General features: G+C 65.7%; 16 protein-coding genes. 3 read left to right on the top strand and 13 right to left on the bottom strand.

The window, feature by feature from the left end; all coding sequences use genetic code 11:
* Positions 1-39: 39 nt before the first annotated feature.
* Entirely contained in the window at positions 40-2,760 is a 2,721-nt protein-coding gene (locus PTT45_RS03805; RefSeq protein WP_273811608.1) for a cation-transporting P-type ATPase, read from the bottom strand.
* A 309-nt stretch (positions 2,761-3,069) separates the two neighbouring features.
* Here PTT45_RS03805 and PTT45_RS03800 point away from each other — a divergent pair, with 309 nt between their 5' ends.
* Complete coding sequence (locus tag PTT45_RS03800) at positions 3,070-3,747, top strand: DUF4197 domain-containing protein (RefSeq protein WP_273811607.1); 678 nt, start codon at positions 3,070-3,072, stop codon at positions 3,745-3,747.
* Between the two features lie 183 nt (positions 3,748-3,930).
* Here PTT45_RS03800 and proC read toward each other — a convergent pair whose 3' ends face one another.
* The 4 genes from proC to PTT45_RS03780 form a co-directional block, all read right to left on the bottom strand.
* A complete protein-coding gene (gene proC / locus PTT45_RS03795) occupies positions 3,931-4,722 on the bottom strand; it encodes a pyrroline-5-carboxylate reductase (protein ID WP_273811606.1) in 792 nt (263 codons plus the stop codon).
* A gap of 106 nt (positions 4,723-4,828) precedes the next feature.
* On the bottom strand, positions 4,829-8,764 hold the full coding sequence (putA, locus tag PTT45_RS03790; RefSeq protein WP_273811605.1) for a trifunctional transcriptional regulator/proline dehydrogenase/L-glutamate gamma-semialdehyde dehydrogenase: 3,936 nt from the start codon (positions 8,762-8,764) through the stop codon (positions 4,829-4,831).
* 242 nt (positions 8,765-9,006) lie between these two features.
* On the bottom strand, positions 9,007-12,078 hold the full coding sequence (locus tag PTT45_RS03785; protein ID WP_273811604.1) for an efflux RND transporter permease subunit: 3,072 nt from the start codon (positions 12,076-12,078) through the stop codon (positions 9,007-9,009).
* Between the two features lie 3 nt (positions 12,079-12,081).
* A complete protein-coding gene (locus PTT45_RS03780; RefSeq protein ID WP_273811603.1) occupies positions 12,082-13,185 on the bottom strand; it encodes an efflux RND transporter periplasmic adaptor subunit in 1,104 nt (367 codons plus the stop codon).
* 94 nt (positions 13,186-13,279) lie between these two features.
* Between PTT45_RS03780 and PTT45_RS03775 the strand changes: the two genes are divergently transcribed.
* Positions 13,280-13,918, top strand: a complete 639-nt coding sequence (locus tag PTT45_RS03775; RefSeq protein ID WP_273811602.1) for a TetR/AcrR family transcriptional regulator — start codon at positions 13,280-13,282, stop codon at positions 13,916-13,918.
* On the opposite strand, the gene PTT45_RS03770 is transcribed toward PTT45_RS03775, so the two are convergent.
* Entirely contained in the window at positions 13,915-14,694 is a 780-nt protein-coding gene (locus PTT45_RS03770) for a class I SAM-dependent methyltransferase (protein ID WP_273811601.1), read from the bottom strand. The genes PTT45_RS03775 and PTT45_RS03770 overlap by 4 nt on opposite strands.
* Before the next feature lie 83 nt (positions 14,695-14,777).
* On the opposite strand from PTT45_RS03770, the gene PTT45_RS03765 reads away from it, so the two are divergent.
* On the top strand, positions 14,778-15,572 hold the full coding sequence (locus PTT45_RS03765) for a hypothetical protein (protein ID WP_273811600.1): 795 nt from the start codon (positions 14,778-14,780) through the stop codon (positions 15,570-15,572).
* Positions 15,573-15,582: 10 nt separating this feature from the next.
* Here PTT45_RS03765 and PTT45_RS03760 read toward each other — a convergent pair whose 3' ends face one another.
* From PTT45_RS03760 to adk, 7 genes are all read right to left on the bottom strand, one after another.
* Positions 15,583-16,908, bottom strand: a complete 1,326-nt coding sequence (locus PTT45_RS03760) for a hypothetical protein (protein WP_273811599.1) — start codon at positions 16,906-16,908, stop codon at positions 15,583-15,585.
* 221 nt (positions 16,909-17,129) lie between these two features.
* On the bottom strand, positions 17,130-17,816 hold the full coding sequence (locus PTT45_RS03755; RefSeq protein ID WP_273811598.1) for an extensin-like domain-containing protein: 687 nt from the start codon (positions 17,814-17,816) through the stop codon (positions 17,130-17,132).
* 7 nt (positions 17,817-17,823) lie between these two features.
* Entirely contained in the window at positions 17,824-18,648 is an 825-nt protein-coding gene (locus tag PTT45_RS03750; protein ID WP_273811597.1) for an isocitrate lyase/PEP mutase family protein, read from the bottom strand.
* 66 nt (positions 18,649-18,714) lie between these two features.
* Positions 18,715-19,575, bottom strand: coding sequence for a DUF72 domain-containing protein (locus PTT45_RS03745; protein ID WP_273811596.1), 861 nt, complete (start codon positions 19,573-19,575; stop codon positions 18,715-18,717).
* The gene (locus PTT45_RS03740; protein WP_273811595.1) at positions 19,575-19,919 is read right to left on the bottom strand and encodes a hypothetical protein; all 345 of its coding nucleotides are present in this window, start codon (positions 19,917-19,919) and stop codon (positions 19,575-19,577) included. Before PTT45_RS03740 ends, PTT45_RS03745 begins: the two co-directional genes overlap by 1 nt.
* 104 nt (positions 19,920-20,023) lie before the next feature.
* Complete coding sequence (gene tsaB, locus PTT45_RS03735) at positions 20,024-20,704, bottom strand: tRNA (adenosine(37)-N6)-threonylcarbamoyltransferase complex dimerization subunit type 1 TsaB (RefSeq protein WP_273811594.1); 681 nt, start codon at positions 20,702-20,704, stop codon at positions 20,024-20,026.
* Positions 20,705-20,792: 88 nt separating this feature from the next.
* Positions 20,793-21,440, bottom strand: a complete 648-nt coding sequence (adk, locus tag PTT45_RS03730; protein WP_273811593.1) for an adenylate kinase — start codon at positions 21,438-21,440, stop codon at positions 20,793-20,795.
* Positions 21,441-21,507: the final 67 nt, after the last annotated feature.

The following is a 21,507-nucleotide window of genomic DNA, read 5'->3' as shown; positions in this document are numbered from 1 at the left end:
AAAAGGGCCGCATCTGCGGCCCTTTTCTTTTACCCCAACTCAGTGCCCGCGGCTGGCCTTCCAGCGGCGGATCACCAGCTTCTCCAACTCGACGGCGAAGAACACCAGCGCACCGATGCCGATGGCCACCAGCCAGTTGCTGAACGGCAGCGCCACCGTGTCGAACGCCTCCTGCATGAAGGGCACGTAGAGCACCAGGCACTGCAGCAGGATCAGCGCCAGCGTCACGGTGAGCAGCGCGCCGTTGCGCAGCAGCGCAGCGTTCAGCGAGAACTCGTCCTGCAGGCGGCAGTTGAACAGGTAGGCCCACTGCGAGACGACCAGGGTGTGCAGGACCATGCTGCGGATGTGGTTGGTGTCCTGGCCATTGGCGAGCATCCACGCATCCACGGCGAAGGCCGCGGAGGCCAGCAGGCTGCCGACGAAGAACACCCGCCACACGGTGAAGCCGTTGAGGATCGACTCACGGGCGTCGCGCGGCTTGCGCCGCATCATCCCCGACTCGCCGGGCTCGAAGGCCAGGGCGAAGGACAGGGTGATCGAGGTGGCCATGTTCATCCACAGGATCTGCAGCGGCGACAGCGGCACCACGGCGCCAGCGAGGATCGCCAGGATGATGATCAGGCCCTGCGCCAGGTTGGTCGGCAGGATGAACAGCACCGTCTTCTTCAGGTTGTCATAGACCCGCCGCCCCTCGCGCACGGCGCCGGTAATGGTGGAGAAATTGTCATCGGTGAGCACCATGTCGGCGGCCTCCTTGGTCACCTCGGTGCCCTTGATGCCCATGGCGATGCCGACGTCGGCCTGCTTCAGCGCCGGCGCGTCGTTGACCCCGTCGCCGGTCATGCCCACCACCTGCTTGTTGGCCTGCAGGGCGCGCACCAGGCGCAGCTTGTGCTCGGGGCTGGTCCGCGCGAACACCGAATACTGCATGGCCCGCGACTTCAGCTCGGCGTCGTCGATGGCCTCCAGCTCCTGGCCGGTCATGGCGCGCAAATCGCTGCCCATGCCGAGCATGCCGGCGATGGCCACGGCGGTATCCGGGTGGTCGCCGGTGATCATCTTGACCTGAATGCCGGCCTGCCGGCACATGGCGATGGCCTCGATCGCCTCGGGGCGCGGCGGGTCCATCAGCCCGGCGACGCCGAGGAAGACCATGCCGTGCTGCACGTCCGGGTGATCGATCTCGCCATTGGCGCCGGGCACCGGCCGGTAGGCCGCCGCCAGCATGCGCAAGCCCTGGCTGGCGATGTGGCCCATCTCGCGCTCCCAGTAGGCACGGTCCAGCGGCTCGGCGCCGTTCACGCCCAGCTGTTGCTCGCACATGCGCAGCAGCACGTCGGGCGCGCCCTTGAGGTAGATCAGGCTCTCGCCACCGACATCGCAGCGTCGCGCCATGTACTTGTAGGCCGAGTCGAAGGGGATCTTGCCCATGCGCCGCACTTCCACTTCGGGCAGCTCGGCCTTGCGCGCCAGCACCTTGAGCGCGCCCTCGGTGGGGCCGCCGACCACGTTCCAGCGCCCGCCCTCATCGCGCTGCAGGCTGCTGTCGTTGCAGGTGTCGATAGCCCGGATGAAGGCCGCGAGGTTCGGGTGTTCGGCCCAGCTCAGCGCCTCGGTGGCGCCGGCCAGGGTGATGCGGCCCTTGGGCTCGTAGCTCTGCCCCTCGACGTTGAAGCTGGTGTCGGCGGTGAGCACGCTCTTCACCGTCATCTCGTTCATGGTCAGGGTGCCGGTCTTGTCCGAGCAGATCACGCTCATCGCACCGAGCGTCTCCACCGTCGGCAACTTGCGGATGATCGCCTTGTTGGTAGCCATGCGCTGCACGCCAAGGGACAGGATGATCGACACGATCGCCGGCAGGCCTTCGGGCACCGCGGCCACGGCCAGGCTGATCAGCGACAGCAGGAGCTCACCGAACGGGTAGTCGTGCCAGAAGAAGCCGATGACGAAGAGCACCGCCATCATGCCGATGATCAGCTGGAACAGACGCTTGCCCAGCTGGTCGATCTGCCGCAGTAGCGGGGTCTCGGTCTCGTCCACCGTGGCGATCATGCGGTTGATCTTGCCCAGCTCGGTGGATACGCCGGTCTCGACCACCACACCCTTGGCGTTGCCGGCGCTGACACTGGTGCCGGAGAACGCCAGGTTGGTGCGGTCGGCCAGCAGCGCCTCGTGGTCGATGCTCTCGACCTGCTTGGCCACGGTGAGCGACTCGCCGGTGAGCATGGACTCCTCGACCTGCAGGTGGTGCGCCTCGAACAGGCGCACGTCGGCGGGAATCTTGTCGCCGGGGCGCAGGATGACGATGTCGCCGGGCACCAGCTCGCTGGCGTCGATCTCCAGCTTCTTGCCGTTGCGCACCACGTGGGCGTGGCTGCTGAGCATGCCGCGCAGCGCGGCCAGGGATTTCTCCGCCTTGTTCTCCTGGAAGAAGCCGATGGAGGCATTGATCACCGCCACGATGAGGATCACCAGGGTGTCGGTCCAGTGCCCCATCAGCGCCGTGGCGACTGCGGCCGCCAGCAGGATGTAGATGAGCACGTCGTTGAAGTGGCGGGCGAAGCGCAGCCAGGCCGGATCGACGGCCTTGGCCGGCAGCGCATTGGCACCGACCCGCAGCAGCCGCGCGGCGGCCTCTTCCGGGGCCAGCCCGGTGATGCTGGTCTGCAGGTCGGCCATCGCCTGGTCCGCGCTCTTGCGGTACCACTGCTCGGCAGTGGCTGGCGCGCCTTGCTCGTGGGTGTGCAGCGATCCCATATCGTCCTCCTCGGTGACTCCTGAAAGAGCGGCCCCTGGCACGCTCCGCGAGTGGGTATTCCTACTGTGCGCCTCACAAGCTGAATGAATACTGTCCAGGGTCAGCATTGGCCCCGTAAAAGGCCGCCGCCATTGACCCAGGTCATGTCCGCGCGCATCTCGCCTGGCGAACCACAGGCCCGCGCTAGAGCGCTGCGCGCAGGAAAACCATAGACGACCACGGAGCGGACCAGCCACGCCATCGCGATTGGCTCGCTGGCGCCACTCCGCTAAGCTCGGTCGATATCCCTGTCATCAAGGAAGTCCCCCATGCTGCGCCTCACCACCCTCGCCGCCGGCCTGCTGCTGTCCGCTGGCGCCTTCGCCCTGTCCCTCTCCGACCTCAGCCAGACCGACGCCAGCGGCGGCCTCAAGGACGCGCTGACCCAGGGCGCGCAGGTCGCCGTCAAGCAGCTCGGCAAGCCGGGCGGCTTCAGCAACAACGACGAGGTGCGCATCGAGCTGCCCGGCAAGCTGGGCAAGGCCGCGCAGACCATGAAGATGATGGGCATGGGCGCCCAGGTCGAAGAGCTCGAAGCCAGCATGAACAAGGCCGCCGAGGCTGCCGTGCCGCAGGCCCAGGCGATCCTGGTGGATGCGGTAAAGAAGATGACCGTGAGCGATGCCAAGGCCATCCTCGCCGGTGGTGACGACTCCGCCACCCAGTACCTGAACAAGAGCAGCCGCGAGCAGATCCGCGCCAAGTTCCTGCCCATCGTCAAGCAGGCCACCGACAAGGTCGGCGTGGCCAAGCAGTACAACAGCTTCGCCGGCCAAGCCGCCGCCCTCGGCGTGGTCGACGCGAAGAGCGCCAACGTCGAGAACTACGTGACCGAGCAGGCGCTGGACGGCCTGTTCAAGATGATCGCCGAGCAGGAAGCGAGCATCCGCCAAAACCCGGCCGGTGCCGCGACCAGCCTGGCCAAGAAGGTCTTCGGCGCGCTGTAAAGTCAGCCGCCACGACGCGCAAAAGCAAAAGCCCGGCAAATGCCGGGCTTTTTTGTGGCCGGGCTTGTGGCCCTGCCGGGTGCCGGAACGAGCCGGCCTAGGTTGGAAACGCCACATACCGGGCGGGTAAGCCCCCTTGCGGTGTACGTGGCGTGGCACGTGGCGACTGCTCGCCACGGCCGGTCAGGCGCCCTCGGAGAGCTCCTGGGAGCGGACGAAGGCCGCTCGGGCTGCCGCATCGACCAGGTGGCGCAAGGCCTGATCCTGCTCGAAGCTGGCAATCGCAGCTGCCGTGGTGCCATTCGGCGAGGTCACGGCGGTGCGCAGTTCGACGAAGTCGGCACCCGGCTGCACTTGCAGCGAGGCCGCTCCGAACGCGGTCTGTGCGGCGAGGGCCTTGGCCAGATCGGCCGGCAGGCCGAGGGCCACGCCGGCAGCTGCCAGCGCCTCGCTGAACAGATGGTAGTAAGCCGGGCCGCTGCCGGACAGGGCAGTGACCGCGTCCAGCTGGCCTTCCTGCTCGACCCAGTAGCCCTTACCCACGGTCTCGAACAGGTGCGCGACCTGATCACGACGCTCCGCACTCAACTCGGCATCAGTGAACATGCCGGTGCACCCGGCGCCGACCAGCACCGGCGTGTTGGGCATCACCCGCACCACCGGGCAACGCTGGCGCAGGGCCTGGCTCAGGCTGGCGCTGGTGATGCCGGCGGCGACCGAGATCACCACGGCGTCCTGGCACAGCACATCGGGCAGCGCGGCCAGTACCTCGCAGGCATAGCCTGGCTTGGTGGCCACGATGATCAGGTCGAAGGCCTGCTGCGGCAGTTCTTCGATAGACGCATACAACTGGGCACTGGAGGAGAACTCCAGATAGGGATCGACGGCACTGATGCTGCCGACCAGGTGGCCTTTCAGCCACGCTTCGCCAATGGCGCTGCCCATACGGCCATAGCCGAGAAAGAGTGCGTTCATGCTGCGTACATCCCGAACTTGGGAAAGGATGCCGCAGAAAGCTTTCAACCAGCTTTCTGCGGCGGGATTCGTGCGGCCAGCGGAGAGCTCCGCCGGCCGCGCGGGATCAGCCGATGGTCATCAGGCTGGCGTTGCCGCCGGCGGCCGCGGTGTTCACGCTGAGGGCATGCTCGATCAGCAGGCGCTCCAGAGGAATGTCGGTTTCGCCCTTGTTCAGGCCGTGCACGCCGATGATCGCGCCCTTGTGCTGAGCCGCCTGCTGGCAGACTTCACGCAGCTGGTCGGAATCGCCGTGGTGCAGGATGGCGTCGAACTCGGCGTCGGCCGCGGTCCAGTCGGCCACCTGGTCGATGTGCGCCTGCACCTCTTTCGGCAGCGCGGCGACCAGCTCGCGCTGGGCCTCCGGTAGCAGAGCACGGCTACCCACTGCCAGGGTGGCGGCCAGTTGCGCGAGCAGGTCGCCACGCTCCTCGGCCAGGCACAGCACGCGCTCGCGCGGCAGCAAGGTGTAGCTGTTGCGCTCGCCGGTCGGGCCGGTCAGCAGGTGGCTGGAGTAGCTCTGCGACAGGCCGCCGAACTGCTCGAACAGTGCGGCAGTAGCCGGCTGCTCCTTGGCTGCCCACTCGGCGAAGGCGGCACGCGCCTTGGCCAGCTCGGCCGGCGCGGTCAGCGCTTGCACGTTGTCGCCCTTGAGGTGCTGGGCCACGGCTTCCTGCGGACGGGTCGACAGCAGGCGGTACATGTACAGCGGGCCGCCGGCCTTCGGACCGGTACCGGACAGGCCTTCGCCGCCGAACGGCTGCACGCCGACCACGGCACCGACGATGTTGCGGTTGACGTACAGGTTGCCGACCTTGGCGGTGTCCACCACCTGGGTGATGGTCTCGTCGATGCGGGTGTGCACGCCGAGGGTCAGGCCGTAGCCGCTGTCGTTGATCTGCTGCAGCAGGCTGCCGAGGTCTTCACGCTGGTAACGCACCAGGTGCAGTACCGGGCCGAAGATCTCGCGTTTCATCTCATCGAAGCTTTCCAGCTCGATCAGGGTCGGCAACACGAAGGTGCCGCGCTTGAGCTCTTCGCCACTGGAACGGGCGGCCTGGAAGACCTTGCGGCCCTTCTCGCGCATCTTCTCGATGTGCGCCTCGATGCCGGCCTTGGCCTCGGCGTCGATCACCGGACCGATGTCGGTGTTCAGCCGCTCCGGCGAGCCGATGCTGTATTCGGCCATGGCGCCCTTGAGCATTTCCACCACGCGCTCGGCCACGTCGTCCTGCACACACAGTACGCGCAGGGCCGAGCAGCGCTGACCGGCGCTGTCGAAGGCGGAGCTGACCACGTCGACCACCACCTGCTCGGCCAGGGCCGAGGAGTCGACGATCATGGCGTTGAGGCCACCGGTCTCGGCGATCAGCGGGATGGTGCGGCCCTGGGCGTCCAGGCGGCCGGCGATGTTGCGCTGGAGGATGCCGGCCACTTCGGTGGAACCGGTGAACATCACGCCACGCACGCGCTCGTCGCCCACCAGGCGGGCGCCGACGGTCTCGCCACGGCCCGGCAGCAGCTGCACGGCACCACCGGGCACGCCGGCTTCCAGCAGGATGCGCACGGCTTGCGCGGCGATCAGCGGAGTCTGCTCGGCCGGCTTGGCCAGCACAGTGTTGCCGGCAGCCAGAGCGGCGGCCACCTGGCCGGTGAAGATCGCCAGCGGGAAGTTCCACGGGCTGATGCACACCACCGGGCCCAGCGGACGATAGCTGTCGTTGCTGAAGGTACGCGCCTGGGCGGCGTAGTAACGCAGGAAGTCCACGGCCTCGCGCACTTCGGCGATGGCGTTGGCGAAGGTCTTGCCGGACTCGCGCACCAGCAGGCCCATCAGGTGCTGGATCTCGCCGTCCATCTGGTCGGCGGCACGGTCCAGCACGGCGGCGCGCTCGGCCGGCAGGGTCGACTGCCAGATCTGGCCGCTGGACAGGGCGCAGAGGATCGCACTCTTCACGTCGGCTTCGCTGGACTCATGCACCTGACCGACCAGGTCGCGGTGGTCGGCCGGGTTGCGTACCGGCTCGGCCGGGCCCGGGTTCGGCGTGTCGCAGCCGAGGATCGGGCCGGCAACGTAGTTGGTGTTGGTCGACGACAGCAGCGCCGAGCTCAGCGAGCCCAGGCGGTGTTCGTTGGCCAGGTCGATGCCGCTGGAGTTCACTCGGCCTTCGCCGTACAGGTCACGCGGCAGCGGGATGCGCGGGTGCGCCAGGCCCAGGGTGCCTTCCTGCGCGGCCATGCGCTCGACCTGCTCGACCGGGTCCAGCACCAGCTCTTTCAGCGAGATACTGTGGTCGGCGATGCGGTTGACGAAGCTGGTGTTGGCGCCGTTTTCCAGCAGGCGGCGGACCAGGTAGGCCAGCAGCGTCTCGTGGCTGCCGACCGGGGCGTAGATACGGCACGGACGGTTGTACTTGCCGTCCTTGATCGAGCCGACGACCTGCTCGTACAGCGGCTCGCCCATGCCGTGCAGGCACTGGAACTCGTACTGGCCCGGGTAGTAGTTCTGCCCGGCGATCTGGTAGATGGCCGACAGCGAGTGGGCGTTGTGGGTGGCGAACTGCGGGTAGATGGCTTCCGGCACGGCCAGCAGCTTGCGCGCGCAGGCGATGTAGGAGATGTCGGTGTACGGCTTGCGGGTGTACACCGGATAGCCTTCCAGACCTTCGACCTGGGCGCGCTTGATCTCGCTGTCCCAGTAGGCGCCCTTCACCAGGCGGATCATCAGGCGGTGGCGGCTGCGCTTGGCCAGGTCGATGACGTAGTCGATCACGTACGGGCAACGCTTCTGATAGGCCTGGATGACGAAGCCGATACCGTTCCAGCCAGCCAGCTCGGGGGCGAAGCACAGGCGCTCGAGCAGGTCGAGGGAGATTTCCAGGCGGTCGGCTTCCTCGGCGTCGATGTTCAGGCCGATGTCGTACTGCTTGGCCAGCTTGGTCAGGCCCAGCAGGATCGGGTACAGCTCGTCCATCACGCGGTCGTACTGGGCGCGGCTGTAGCGCGGGTGCAGGGCGGACAGCTTGATCGAGATGCCCGGACCTTCGTAGATGCCGCGGCCGTGGGAGGCCTTGCCGATGGCATGGATGGCCTGCTCGTAGGAAGCCAGGTAGCGCTTGGCGTCTTCCTCGGTCAGCGCGGCCTCGCCGAGCATGTCGTAGGAGTAACGGAAGCCTCTGCTCTCCATGCTGGTGGCGTTGGCCAGGGCCTCGCCGATGGTCTCACCGGTGACGAACTGCTCGCCCATCAGGCGCATGGCCATGTCCACGCCCTTGCGGATCACCGGCTCGCCGCTCTTGCCGATCAGGCGGTTGAGCGAGGATGACAGGCCCGCCTCGTTGTGGGTGGACACCAGCTTGCCGGTGATCAGCAGGCCCCAGGAGGCCGCGTTGACGAACATCGACGGGCTCTGGCCCAGGTGCTGGCTCCAGTTGCCGTTGGCGATCTTGTCACGAATCAGCGCGTCGCGAGTGGCCTTGTCCGGGATGCGCAGCAGCGCCTCGGCCAGGCACATCAGCGCCACGCCTTCCTGGGACGACAGGGAGAACTCCTGCAGCAGGCCCTGCACCAGGCCCTGACGGCCACCGGCGCTCTTCTGGTTGCGCAGCTTCTCGGCGATACCCAGGGCCATCTTGTTGGCGGACTCGGCCAGCTCCTTCGGCAGGCGCGCCTGCTCCAGCAGCATCGGCAGCGCCTCGGTTTCAGGGCGACGGTAGGCGGAGGTGATGGCGGCGCGCAGCACGGACTGCGGCAGGATGCTCTCGGCGAAATCGAGGAAGACCTGCAGGCCCTGCTCGCTCAGCGCGTCGACCGATTCTTCACCGGCGGCGGCAGCCAGGCCGGAATGCTCGGCGGGGGTCAGGCCACCCTCGACCTGCTCCAGATAATTGAAGATCGCCTGCTTGATCAACCAGTGCGGCGTGCGATCGATGGACTGGGCAGCTTGCTTCAGACGTTCACGGGTGGCGTCGTCGAGCTTCACGCCAAGGGTGGTGGTGGCCATTTCTTATCCTGTTTCGATTGATGCGCTGCAGCGCGTGGCAGGAGAGTAAACCTCCGGAAGGAGAAGGTGCAACCAAGTGCAACCACTAATTCCGACAAGAGGCACAGCCAGCGCAACCTGATGATTGGCACTGTGTTACAGACAACCTTAGACCCACCCAACCAGCCTGCAGCTCAAACCGATGACGCGCCAGAATGAAAAAGCCCGGCACAAAGGCCGGGCTCTTTTCATTCTGGCAACGCCTAGCGCTCCACTTCCTTGACCCTGAACCAGGCCGCATACAGCGCCGGCAGGAACAGCAAGGTCAGCGCCGTGGCGACGATCAGGCCGCCCATGATGGCCACCGCCATCGGCCCGAAGAACACGCTGCGCGACATCGGGATCATCGCCAACACCGCCGCCAGGGCGGTCAGCACGATGGGACGGAAGCGCCGCACGGTAGCCTCGATGATGGCGTGCCAGCGGTCCATGCCGGCGGCGATGTCCTGCTCGATCTGGTCGACCAGGATCACCGAGTTACGCATGATCATGCCGGCCAGGGCGATGGTGCCGAGCATGGCGACGAAGCCGAACGGCTGCTGGAACACCAGCAGGAACAGGGTCACACCGATCAGCCCCAGCGGCGCGGTGAGGAACACCATGGCCGCGCGCGACATGCTCTTGAGCTGCAGCATCAGCAGGGTCAGCACCACCAGGATGAACAGCGGGATGCCGGCGTTGACCGACTTCTGCCCGCGAGCCGAGTCTTCCACCGTGCCACCGACTTCCAGCTGGTAGCCGCTGGGCAGTTCGGCACGGATCGGCTCCAGAGTCGGCATGATCTGCTTGACCAGGCTGGCCGGCTGCTCGTTGCCGTAAATGTCACCGAGGATGGTCACGGTCGGCAGGCGGTCGCGACGCCAGATCACGCCCTCCTCGAAGCCGTACTCCAGGGTGGCGATCTGCGACAGCGCCACACTGCGGCCGTTGCTGGTCGGCACCGCCAGGCTCGGCAGCAACTCCAGCGCCTGACGTTCACGCACAGTGCCGCGCAGGAGAATCTCGATCAGCTCGTTGTCTTCGCGGAACAGGCTGACGCTAGAGCCGGTCAGCGAGCTTTGCAGGAAGTTGGACAGGTCGGCGCTGCTCACGCCCAGGGCGCGGGCACGCTCCTGGTCGATGTTCAGGTACACCACCTTGCTCGGCTCTTCCCAGTTCAGGTGCACGTTGGACACGTGCGAGTTCTCGCGCACCTTGGCCGCCACCTGACGAGCGATGTCACGCACTTCGTCGATGTGCTCGCCGCTGACCCGCAGCTGGATCGGGAAGCCCACGGGCGGGCCGTTCTCCAGCCGCGAGACACGAGTACGGGCGAACGGGAAGTCCTCGTTCATCACCTGGATCAGCCAGGTGCGCAGCCGCTCGCGGTCCTCGATGCTCTTGGCCAGGATGACGAACTGGGCGAAGCGGGTCGCGGCCAGTTGCTGGTCCAGCGGCAAGTAGAAGCGCGGCGAACCGTTGCCGACGTAGGCCACGTAGTTGTCGATGCCCGGCTGGTCCTTGAGCTTGGCCTCCAGACGCTTGACCTGCTCCTCGGTGGCCTTGAGCGACGAGCCCTCGGTGAGCTTGATGTCGACCATCAGCTCCAGGCGCCCGGAAGCCGGGAAGAACTGCTGCGGCACGAAGCGGAACAGCACGATGGAGGCGACGAACAGGCCGATGGTCACCAGGATCACCGTCTTGCGCCGGCGCACGCACCATTCCACAACCTCGCGCACGGTCTGGTAGAAGGTGGTCGAGTACGGATCATGGCCTTCCGGGTTGCCGCCATGCTTCTTCGCATGCAGCTTGGCCAGGTCCGGCAGCAGGCGGTCGCCCAGGTAAGGTACGAACACCACGGCGGCGACCCAGGACACCAGCAGGGCGATGCACACCACCTGGAAGATCGAGCGAGTGTATTCGCCGGTGCCGGACTGCGCGGTGGCGATCGGCAGGAAGCCGGCGGCGGTGATCAGGGTGCCGGTGAGCATGGGGAAGGCCGTGCTGGTCCAGGCGAAACTGGCCGCGCGAAAGCGGTCGTAACCCTGCTCCATCTTGATCGCCATCATCTCCACCGCAATGATCGCGTCGTCCACCAGCAGGCCCAGCGCCAGCACCAGCGCGCCCAGGGAAATCTTGTGCAGGCCGATGCCGAAGTAGTACATCAGGGCGAAGGTCATCGCCAGCACCAGCGGAATGGATAGCGCCACCACCAGGCCGGTGCGCAGACCGAGGGAGAAGAAGCTGACCAGCAGCACGATCACCAGCGCCTCGACCAGCACCTGGACGAACTCGCCCACACCGGTCTTCACCGCAGCCGGCTGGTCGGAAACCTTGTGCAGCTCCATGCCCACCGGCAGGGTCTGCTGCAGGCGCGCGAACTCGTGCTCCAGGTTCTCGCCCAGGGTCAGGATGTCGCCGCCGGCCTTCATCGACACGGCGATACCGATGGCATCCTGGCTCATGAAGCGCATGCGCGGCGCCTGCGGGTCGTTGAAACCACGATGGACTTCGGCCACATCACCCAGGCGGAAGGTACGGTCGCCAACGCGGATGGGGAAATCACGAATCTCGTCGACTGACTTGAAGCGCCCGGATACACGCATCTGCACGCGGTCGGTCGGCGTCTCGAAGAAGCCCGAGTAGGCCACCGCGTTCTGCTCGTCCAGCGCCTGCTGCACGGCCGCCAGCGGCAGGCCAAGAGTGGCAAGCTTGACGTTGGACAGCTCGATCCAGATCTTCTCGTCCTGCAGGCCGAGCAGCTCGACCTTGCCCACGTCCTTGACCCGCTGCAGCTGCAGCTGCAGGCGGTCGGCGTAGTCCTTCATCACCGCGTAGTCGAAACCTTCGCCGGTGAGTGCGTAGATGTTGCCGAAGGTGGTGCCGAATTCGTCGTTGAAGAACGGCCCGCGGATGCCCGGCGGCAGGGTGTGGCGGATGTCGCCGACCTTCTTGCGTACCTGGTACCAGAGGTCGGGGATGTTCTTCGAGACCATGTCGTCACGGGCCATGAAGGTGACGACCGACTCGCCCGGGCGCGAGTAGGAATTGATGAAGTGGTAGTCACCGGTCTCCATCACCTTCTTTTCGATGCGCTCGGTGATCTGCCGCGAGACTTCCTCGGCGTTGGCGCCCGGCCAGTCGACGCGAATGACCATGGCCTTGAAGGTGAAGGGCGGGTCTTCGCTCTGGCCCAGTTTGGTGTACGACAGCGCGCCGATCACCGCCAGCACCAGCATCAGGTAACGGACGATGCTGCGGTTGCGCAGCGCCCATTCGGACAGGTTGAAGGACATGGCTTACTCCTTGTGCGCCAACACGACCAGGCGGTTGTCGCGGTCCACCGGACGCACCTTCTGCCCATCGAGCAGCACATGCACACCGGCGGCGACAACCCAGTCGCCCTCCTTCAGGCCTTCCAGGATCGACACGCGCTCCTGGCCGTAGGCGCCGACCCGCACCGGAGTGCGCACGGCCTTGGATTCGTTGGGCTCTATGACCCAGACGAAGGGCTTGCCCTTCTCTGCGCTGAGCGCCGACAGCGGCACCGACAGCGGCACGTCGCCGTCAGCGGTGATCGCCACGCGCGCGCTCTGCCCTACCTCGGCCCTGACCTTGGCATCGCTGAAGGTGACGCGGGCGGCGAAGGTGCGCGACTGCGCGTCGGCGGCCGGCGACAGCTCGCGGATGCGGCCGGGGAACTGCTTGTCCGGCTGCGACCACAGCTCGATGCTGACGTCCTGGCCGATGCGCAGGCGCTCCAGCGACTGCTCGGGCACGCTAATCAGCACCTCGCGCTCACCGTCGGCGGCCAGGGTGAACACGGTCTGGCCGGCGGCGACCACCTGGCCTACTTCAGCCAGGCGCCGCGCCACCACGCCATCCTGCGAGGCACGCAGCACCGCGTAGCCGGCCTGGTTGTTGGCCACGTCGAACTCGGCCTTGATCTGCTTCACCCGCGCCTCGCCGGCGCGGTACTGGTTCTCCACCGTGTCGTACTGCGACTGGCTGATCAGCTGGCGCGCCAGCAGGGTCTTGTAACGATCACGCTCGGTGCGCACCAGCTTGAGGTTGGCCTCGGCGGCGTTGACCTGGGCGCGAGCGGCCTCCAGCTGCAGACGCACGTCCTGCGGGTCGAGCTCGGCCAGCGGCTGGTCCTTGCGTACGCGGTCACCGGAGTCCACCAGGCGCTTGGCGATCTTGCCGCCGATGCGGAAGGCCAGCTCCGGCTCGAAGCGCGCGCGCACCTCACCGGGGTAGGTGTCCACCGCATCCGCCGCAGGCAGCGGGTGCACCACCATGGCCGGGCGCGGCGGCGCCTCGACGGTTTCACCGTTGCCACAGGCAACCAGCAGGGAGATCAGCGACAGCGGCACAGCGAGGGACAGAGCATGACGGAGCATGATGGACGACCTTGCGCAAAAGGAGCTTGGAATACTTATACTGGCCGGTATAGTAAAAATAGCGAACTCACCAGTCCAGTATTAAAAAGCCCAAATGTCCGACAAATCTTTACAGCCCAGCGGTGGCCCCGGACGGCCGAAGGACCCGGCCAAACGTCTGGCCATCCTCGAAGCCGCCAAGCAGCTGTTCATGCAGAACGGTTATGAAGGCAGCAGCATGGACGCCATTGCCGCCGAAGCCGGGGTTTCCAAACTCACGGTGTACAGCCACTTCACCGACAAGGAGACGCTGTTCGCCTGCGCGGTGGAGTCCAAATGCGAGGAGCAGCTGCCGCCGCTGTTCTTCGAACTGGGCCCCAACAGCAGCATCGAGCAGGCCCTGCTGGCCATCGGTCGCGGCTTCAATGCGCTGGTCAACAGCGAGGAATCGCTGGCCATGCACCGCCTGATGGTGGCCCAGGCCGCGCAGAACCCGCAGCTGTCGCAGCTGTTCTTCAACGCCGGGCCGCAGCGGGTGATCGACGCCATGCGCCACCTGCTGGAGCAGGCCAGTGCAAAAGGCCAGCTGAGCATCGACAACCCGCAGCACGCCGCCGAGCACTTCTTCTGCCTGATCAAGGGTGGCTGCCACTTCCGCCTGATGATCGGCGTACTCCCGCCGCCCGACGCCCAGGAGGCCGACGAACACGTGCAGGAAGTGGTGCGGCTGTTCGTGCGCGCCTATCGCCCCTAGGGCTTGAGCGCCTTCTTCGGATAGATGTCGTAGCGGCTGGATTTGCCTTCCAGCGCATAGCTCGGCTTGGCGCCGTCGATGACCGGCGCCTTGCGCGGGCGTTTGACCACCACCCGGTGGCTGGCCAGGGCCAGTGCCGCCTGCAGCAGCGCCGGGGCGTCCATGTCATCGCCCACCAATGGGCGGAACAGACGCATCTCCTTCTTCACCAGCGCACTCTTGTCGCGGTGCGGGAACATCGGATCGAGGTAGATCACCTGGAGCGGCTCGCCCTGCCAATCGCGCATCAGCTCGATGGCATTGCCGTGCAGCAGGCGCATCTGCGCGGCGATGACCGCTACCTCGGCGTCGCGGGCGGCGCGCGCCAGGCCGTCTTCGAGCAGCGCGGCGATGATCGGCTGGCGTTCGCTCATGGTCACCGCGCAGCCCAGGCTGGCCAGGACGAAGGCATCACGCCCCAGGCCCGCCGTGGCATCCATGACACTCGGACGCACTCCGGGCTGCACGCCGACCGCCTTGGCGATCATCTGCCCGCTACCGCCGCCGTACAGGCGACGATGGGCCACTGCGCCCTCGACGAAGTCCACCCGCACCGGGCCCGGCGCCTGCGGCCCCAGCTCGGCCAGTTGCAGGCCATCAGTTCCCAGCTGCAGGGCGAACTCGGCCTCGCCTTCCAGCGGCAGGCCGAGGCGCTCGGCCCAGGCGCGCACCTCGTCGGCAAAGGCAGGCAACAACGCCTCGGCGCGGATTCTGGTTATAGGCCGTTCGTCACTCATCAGGAAATATGCTCAAAAAACGCTCAATCGAGGCGGCGCGCGGCCGATAGCAGGGTGATGCCCTATTCTGCCAGACGCGGCCCATGGCGGCCGCACCGAGTTCGATGATGTTCGACAGCCTCTCCGCTCCCCGCCCCTCTTCGCTGGACAAGCAGCTGGACGCCGGCCTGCGCGACTCGCTCGACTACCAGATCCTGCGCCGTACCCTGATGCCGAAGAGCGAACCGCCCGCTCCCGGCGAGGCCGCCGCCGAGATCGAGCAGGCCAGCCAGGCCGAGCCGACAGCTGCTACCAACGGCGAAGCCATCGCCGCCCAGGCCGCCAGCTTCCAGCAGGTGATCCAGCAGCGTGAATTGCAGATCAACGTCACCACCAATCCACAGCCACAACAGGTCGACCCCCTGGTGCTGGACCTCGCCGGCAACGGCTTCACCACCCGTGGACTGGGCGACGCCGTGCGCTTCGACCTCGACGCCGACGGCCGCACCGACAGCATCAGCGCGCCCACTGGCGACGATGCCCTGCTGGCCCTGGATCGCAACGGCAACGGGCGCATCGACGACGGCCGCGAGCTGTTCGGCGACCAGCATGGCGCCGCCAACGGCTTCGCCGAACTGGCGCGCTTCGACGACAACGGCGATGGCCGTATCGATGTACAGGATGCGGTGTTCGAGCGCCTGCGCCTGCTGCGCTTCGACGCCCTGGGCCAACAGCAGATTCAGAGCCTCAGTCAGGCCGGGGTCAGCGCCATCGAGTTGCAGGCCCGCGACGTCAAGCAGGCGGTCGGCGCCTATGACGAGATCGCCCAGCTCGGCCGCTTCGAGTTCAGCGACGGCCGCAGTGGCGAGGCGGCTGATCTACTGCTGGCAAAGCATTGAGCTTATTACCCTACTGCTTAGCTTGGCTCTGATGTTCCTCAATACGAAGTCGGTGGCGATCTTCGTTGTGAAGGAACGGAGGGAAGCGCCAATCGAAGAGATACTGGGGATTCATATCGATATTGGGTTCTGCATTCCACCACTTGACGCTATAGGGATTAAACAGCCCTTGATACGTATTGATGAAAACGGAGGCGGCCCCCGTGAGAATCAGCGCCCCGCAGAGCAACCTGCTTCCCTTGAATGCTTGCATCACTGCAAATAGCCCCAGGAGCAACCCAGGCAGCACATCCGCCATAAACCGCGCCCCAAAAGACCACCCTGCCCACCAGTGAGGCAGCTGGCTTACAGAAAGCAGATGCGCTGCCGGCCATGCCAACGTTATCAAAGACAGCTTCAAATACTCTCCACCGCGAAACGCAAGGAGCAGACTCAGCAGCAATGACGGAACAAGAAATGCTGAATATACCAACAAGCCACGAGCAGGACTGAAAAGCCCCCCATAAACGGCCAGCATGAAGTCAGCATTCCCCAAACGTTTGGGCTGATAATAATCAGGCAATATCTGCCCAAACTCGAAATAACTCCATCCCATAAATACGGCCATCAAAGCGCAAAACACCAACCCTGCGAAGACAGCAGCCCAACGATTTTTGAAGAAGTAATAACTGAGCAAGAATGGCACTAGCAGAGCCAGGACAGGCCTACAGAAATAAGCCATAAACAAACAGCTTCCCACCAGAATAGAAATCTTTAGCCCTCCGCCATCAGCCCTGACCTTCAGAACTAGAAAAATGGCCAAGCTAGAGAACACAAACGCAAAATTATGAGACCACAATGCAGTACCCAAGGTACTGGCCAATGCACTGCCGAACCACGCCAAGGCAACCATCGACAGACTAAGCAAAGGGGTCAGATAAAGCCTGGCAATTCCATAGAGGATCCAGAGAGAGAAAAACGCCGCAAAGGCCACCATCGCCATCTGGACCAGTGGATCGACCCTTACGATATCCAGCCCTAGGACATTGGCAGCAGCAACAAACGGAACACCAATCAGCGCCGTCCCCAAAGGGAAATAACTATAGTAGTGACCATTCTTTTGGTGGAAAACGTAGCCGTAACTATCAAGAAGCGACTTATCGTAACTATCAAGCCTTATCGTTCCATGCTGAACTATGGCCTGACTGACCATCAAGGTTCCTCGCGGATCACTTGTCACGTTTCGCGAGCTTTCTCCAACCAGAACTGCCAAAACAAAGAAGAACAGGAGTAGAAAAAGCTTTATTTGATTACCGGAGACTTCATTATTTTTATTACGAAACACAGTGGCGAGCATAGACATCCATTCCCACAGACTGAAACCATCAAGCCGATCATCATACGGCTTAAGCAAGTGCAAATCTAATTAGCTCAGTTATCCAAGAGCCAGACAGCGCATAGGCTCATCACAGCTCAGGCAGGTAGACAGAGTCAAAAGAGCCGCCACTCCGTAGCTTCGCTCTGGCACCTCCACCGACCAGCCCCCCCGGAGGCCGCCGACCTGCTGCTGGCCAAGCGCTAGCGGCAGAGGCGGAACAGCCCCATATCCAGATGCAGGTGATCGCGGTGGGCGGCGTTGTACTCCGGCCCCAGCGTGACCCTGAAGCTGTCGCAGGCCGCGTCACGTACTTCACGCAGGAACAGCGCTTCCGGCCCCTTTCCGGCCCAGTGCCGCGCCACGCTGATGCGCCGCCCGTCCTGGAGGCGGAAGCCGGCGATATCCAGAGCATTGGCCGTAGCGTGCTGGCTGCGACGCTGGCTGTTGCCGATGTTGCGGCAGGCGAAGCTGCCCAGGTGGTCGACCCGCGCCACCGGCTGGCCGAAGGCCCGGCGCGCGGCCGGTTGCAGGCCATGCTCCTCGAACAGTGCATAGGCCACCGCCAGCCGGCAGCTGGCCAGGAAGCTGGAGCTGAACTGCACGGCTGAACGATCCACGCGCACGCTGTTCTGCACCGCGCAGCCCGCGGCCGGCTCGCTGTCGGCTACCGCCGTGTAGCGCAGCACGCTGCTGTCCAGCGCCAGGCGGCACAACTCGGGATCGCGCTGCAGGCGCATCAGCTTGTAGCCGGTGAGCAGGTTGGGCGGCTGGCGTACATCCAGCGGCGCCCAGGGGTTGAGCCGCGGCGACACCTGCACCCAGCCCTGTTGCACCGCCAGCGGCGCAATCATCAGGCTCAGCAGCACCAGCGGCCAGAACACGCGCATCGCCTGTTCAGCCGAACAGATCGTTGATTTCGCCGAAGGGAATCGCCTCGCCCATGGCGATCAGGCTGCCACGCGCCAGCTCACCGGCGGCGAGGAAGAACTCGCCATAGGCCACCCGCGCCAGGTTGGAGCCGACGCTGACCCGTTTCACCCCCAGCTCCGCCAATTCGGCCAGCGACAAGCGCAGGCTCGGCGAGCCGACCAGCACGTTCACCGGCCTGGGCGCTACGGCCGTGACCACGGCGCGGATCTCGTCGCGGCTGGTCAGGCCCGGCGCATAGAGCACGTCGGCGCCCGCCTCGGCATAGGCCACCAGGCGGCGGATGGTGTCGTCCAGGTCGGCACGGCCATGCAGGAAGTTCTCCGCGCGGGCCGCCAGGGTGAAGGGGAAGTCGAGGGCTCGTGCGGCCGCGACGGCGGCGCGGATACGCTCGGCTGCCAGCTCGATGGGGTAGATCGGCATGTCTGCACGCCCGCTGGCGTCCTCGATGGAGCCGCCGACCAGGCCGATCTCCGCGGCCAGATGGATGGTCGCCGCGCAATCCTCCGGGCTGTCGCCGTAGCCGTTCTCCAGGTCGGCCGCCACCGGCAGCGGCGTGGCCTCGACTATGGCGCGGGCGTTGGCCAGGCATTCGTCGCGGCTGACCGTGCCTTCCGCATCGCGACGACCGAGGGAAAAGGCCAGACCGGCACTGGTAGTGGCAAGGGCCTGGAAGCCCAGGTGGGCGAGCATCTTCGCCGAACCGGCGTCCCAGGGGTTGGGCAGGACCAGCAGGCCCTCGCCCCGGTGCAGGGCCTGGAAGGCCTCACCCCGCTCTCGCTGTGTACTCATCGCGATGCTCCTTGCGCTGAATGATGGAGCAACCTTAGCCGGCCGCGGCCACAAGCGGAGCTCCTGTCAGAGCAGACCGAGCTGCTCTGCCGCCGGTTCCACCGCTGTCACGGCCAGCGCCGGCAATCCTGGCAGGCGCTCGCTCAGGCAGGCATGGAAACGCAGCGCCTGGGCAGCGGCCAGATGATTGTCCGGCGTGTGCAGGAACACATGCGGCGCCAGGCCCTGCTCGATCCAGCCGGCAACCTTGTCCAGCCAGGGCTCGAGGAAGGCCTGATTGGCGTCCAGGTCCGGTCCACCGATGAAACGCAGCTGCGGATGGGCACTGAAGGCGGTCGGGCGCAACGGCAGACGCGGCTTCTTCGACTGGGCATGCAGCACCGCGGGATCGCGCGAGGTGCAGGCGAACAGCGCGCGCGAATCCAGGCAGATGCGCTCCACCCCGCGCGCCTGCAGCTCGCGGTTGAGCGCGCGCTCCTCCTCGCCCCGCTCGAAGAAGGCCGGATGACGCAGTTCCACGGCGACGGCGCGCTCGGCAAACTCGTCCAGCCAGCTCAGCAGCTCACCCAGGCGCGCTGGACCGAAGCTGGCCGGCAGCTGCAGCCAGAGCGGCGCGACCCGCTCACCGAGCGGCTTCAGCAGGGCGAGGAAGTCGGCGCTGGCGGCGAAATGGTCACGCAGATCGCCGGCGTGGCTGATATCGCGCGGCAGCTTGGCGCAGAAGCGGAAATGCGCCGGCATCTGTTCGGCCCAGCGCTGCACGGTCTGCTCGGCCGGGCGCGCATAGAAGGTGGTGTTGCCCTCCACCGCATTGAAGGTCGCCACGTAGTGCGCCAGGGTATCGGCGGGCCGCAGGTCGGACGGATAGAAAGAACCGCGCCAGGCCGGCTCGTTCCAGGACGGGCAGCCGAGAAAATACGGGAGCATCAGGCGTAGAGGTCTAGACCAAGGACTTCGCTGGCGTCGCGTTCGTCTGTATAGGTCGCGGTATTGCCGTAGGCGGACAGCGCCTGGTTGGCGCGGGCGCTGAGGCCACGCTGCTGGGCGAAGTTGTCCTGGTAGCGCGCCGGCAGGCTGTCGCTGCTGGCGTTGCCGGCCTGCACCTTGCGTGGCTGGGCGAGTTGCTCGTAGCCCTGGCTGGCGGAAGGCGGCGTGGGTTGCTCGCGGCGTTGCTCGATCTCACGCTGATCCTCGCGCAAAGGCGTGACCGCACTGCCCGCACGGGAGCCGCGATCTAGAGGATATGTGGATGAGAAGCCGTCGATACGCATCGTTTACTGCTCGGAATACGTGGGTGGCAATGTAGCGGCGGCGGATACAAATGGCAATTTCGCCGCACGCCCGGCGACAGAAGGCGGCGAAGCGCAGCGGCGCTCTAGACCGGCTTCTTCGGTGTAGCCACGTTGTCGCGCAGGTACACCGGCTGGGCCTGGTCGGCCGGCAGCGCCTCGCCACGTGCCCAGGCGAAGGTCGCCAGGCTGAGCAGGTCCTGCGCATGCGGCAGCATGCCCGGCTCGCTGCCACTCGGCGACACACCGATGCGCGCGCCATAGGTGCCCCAGCCCGTACCGGCAGCGAACCAGTCGCCACTGACACCGCGCGGCAGCTGCGCCAGCTCGGGTGCCAGCACGGCCTCAACGCCCTGCAGGCGCATCTCGCCCTGCTCTGCCGTGTAACAACCCCAGTACACCTCGTCCATGCGCGCATCGATGGCCGAGGCCACCTGCTGGGCGCCATGCTCACGCAGGGCGCGCTGGGCCAACACGGCCAGGCTGGAGACCGGCAGCACCGGCTTGTCCAGGGCGAACGCCAGACCCTGGACCACGCCGATGGCGATGCGCACGCCGGTGAAGGCCCCGGGGCCGCGGCCGAAGGCAATGGCGTCCACCGCGGACAGCGCCACACCAGCCTCGTCGAGGATGCGCTGCACCATCGGCAGTAGCAGCTGGGCATGCAGGCGCGGCGCCACTTCGTAGTGGCTAAGCACCTTGCCGTCGTGCAGCAGGGCGACGGAGCAGGCTTCGGTGGCGGTATCCAGGGCCAGCAGAGTGGTCATCGGGGTATCCGGTCAGGCAGAAAAAGGGCGGCATTATAAACGCCAACGGCCCGCAATTGCGGGCCGTTGGACAAGCAGCACGAAGTGCTTAGCTCAGGGCGGCGAACACCTTGGCGGTGATCTCATCCACCGAGCCAACGCCGGCGATGGCGCTGTACTTCGGGGTGCCTTCGGCAGCGGACAGCTTCTGGTAGAAGTCCACCAGCGGCTTGGTCTGCGAGTGGTAGACGGACAGGCGGTGACGCACGGTCTCTTCGGTGTCGTCCTTGCGCTGAATCAGTTCATCGCCGGTCTCGTCGTCCTTGCCTTCCACTTTCGGCGGATTGAAGACCACGTGGTAGACGCGGCCGCTGGCCTCGTGTACACGGCGGCCGGCGATGCGCTGGACGATCTCTTCGTCGTCGACGGCGATCTCGACCACATTGTCGATGGTCACGCCGGCTTCCTTCATGGCTTCGGCCTGAGGAATGGTGCGCGGGAAACCGTCGAACAGGAAGCCGTTGGCGCAATCCGGCTGAGCGATACGCTCCTTGACCAGATTGATGATCAGGTCATCGGAGACCAGACCGCCGGAATCCATCACGCTCTTGGCCTGCAGGCCAAGCTCGGTGCCGGCCTTGACCGCGGCACGCAGCATGTCGCCGGTGGAGATCTGCGGAATACCGAACTTCTTGGTGATGAAACCAGCTTGGGTACCTTTGCCGGCACCGGGCGCCCCCAGCAGAATCACGCGCATCGAAGAGTTCCTCAAAATAAGACAGAAAGTCGTCGGACTCGCCTCGTGGGGCCAATCTCGTTAATTG

The sequence above is a fragment of the Pseudomonas sp. Gutcm_11s genome (assembly GCF_028649395.1).
Lineage (GTDB): Bacteria > Pseudomonadota > Gammaproteobacteria > Pseudomonadales > Pseudomonadaceae > Aquipseudomonas.
The sequence above is the reverse complement of the archived record's forward strand: the minus strand, read 5'-3'. Positions and strand labels throughout refer to the sequence as shown.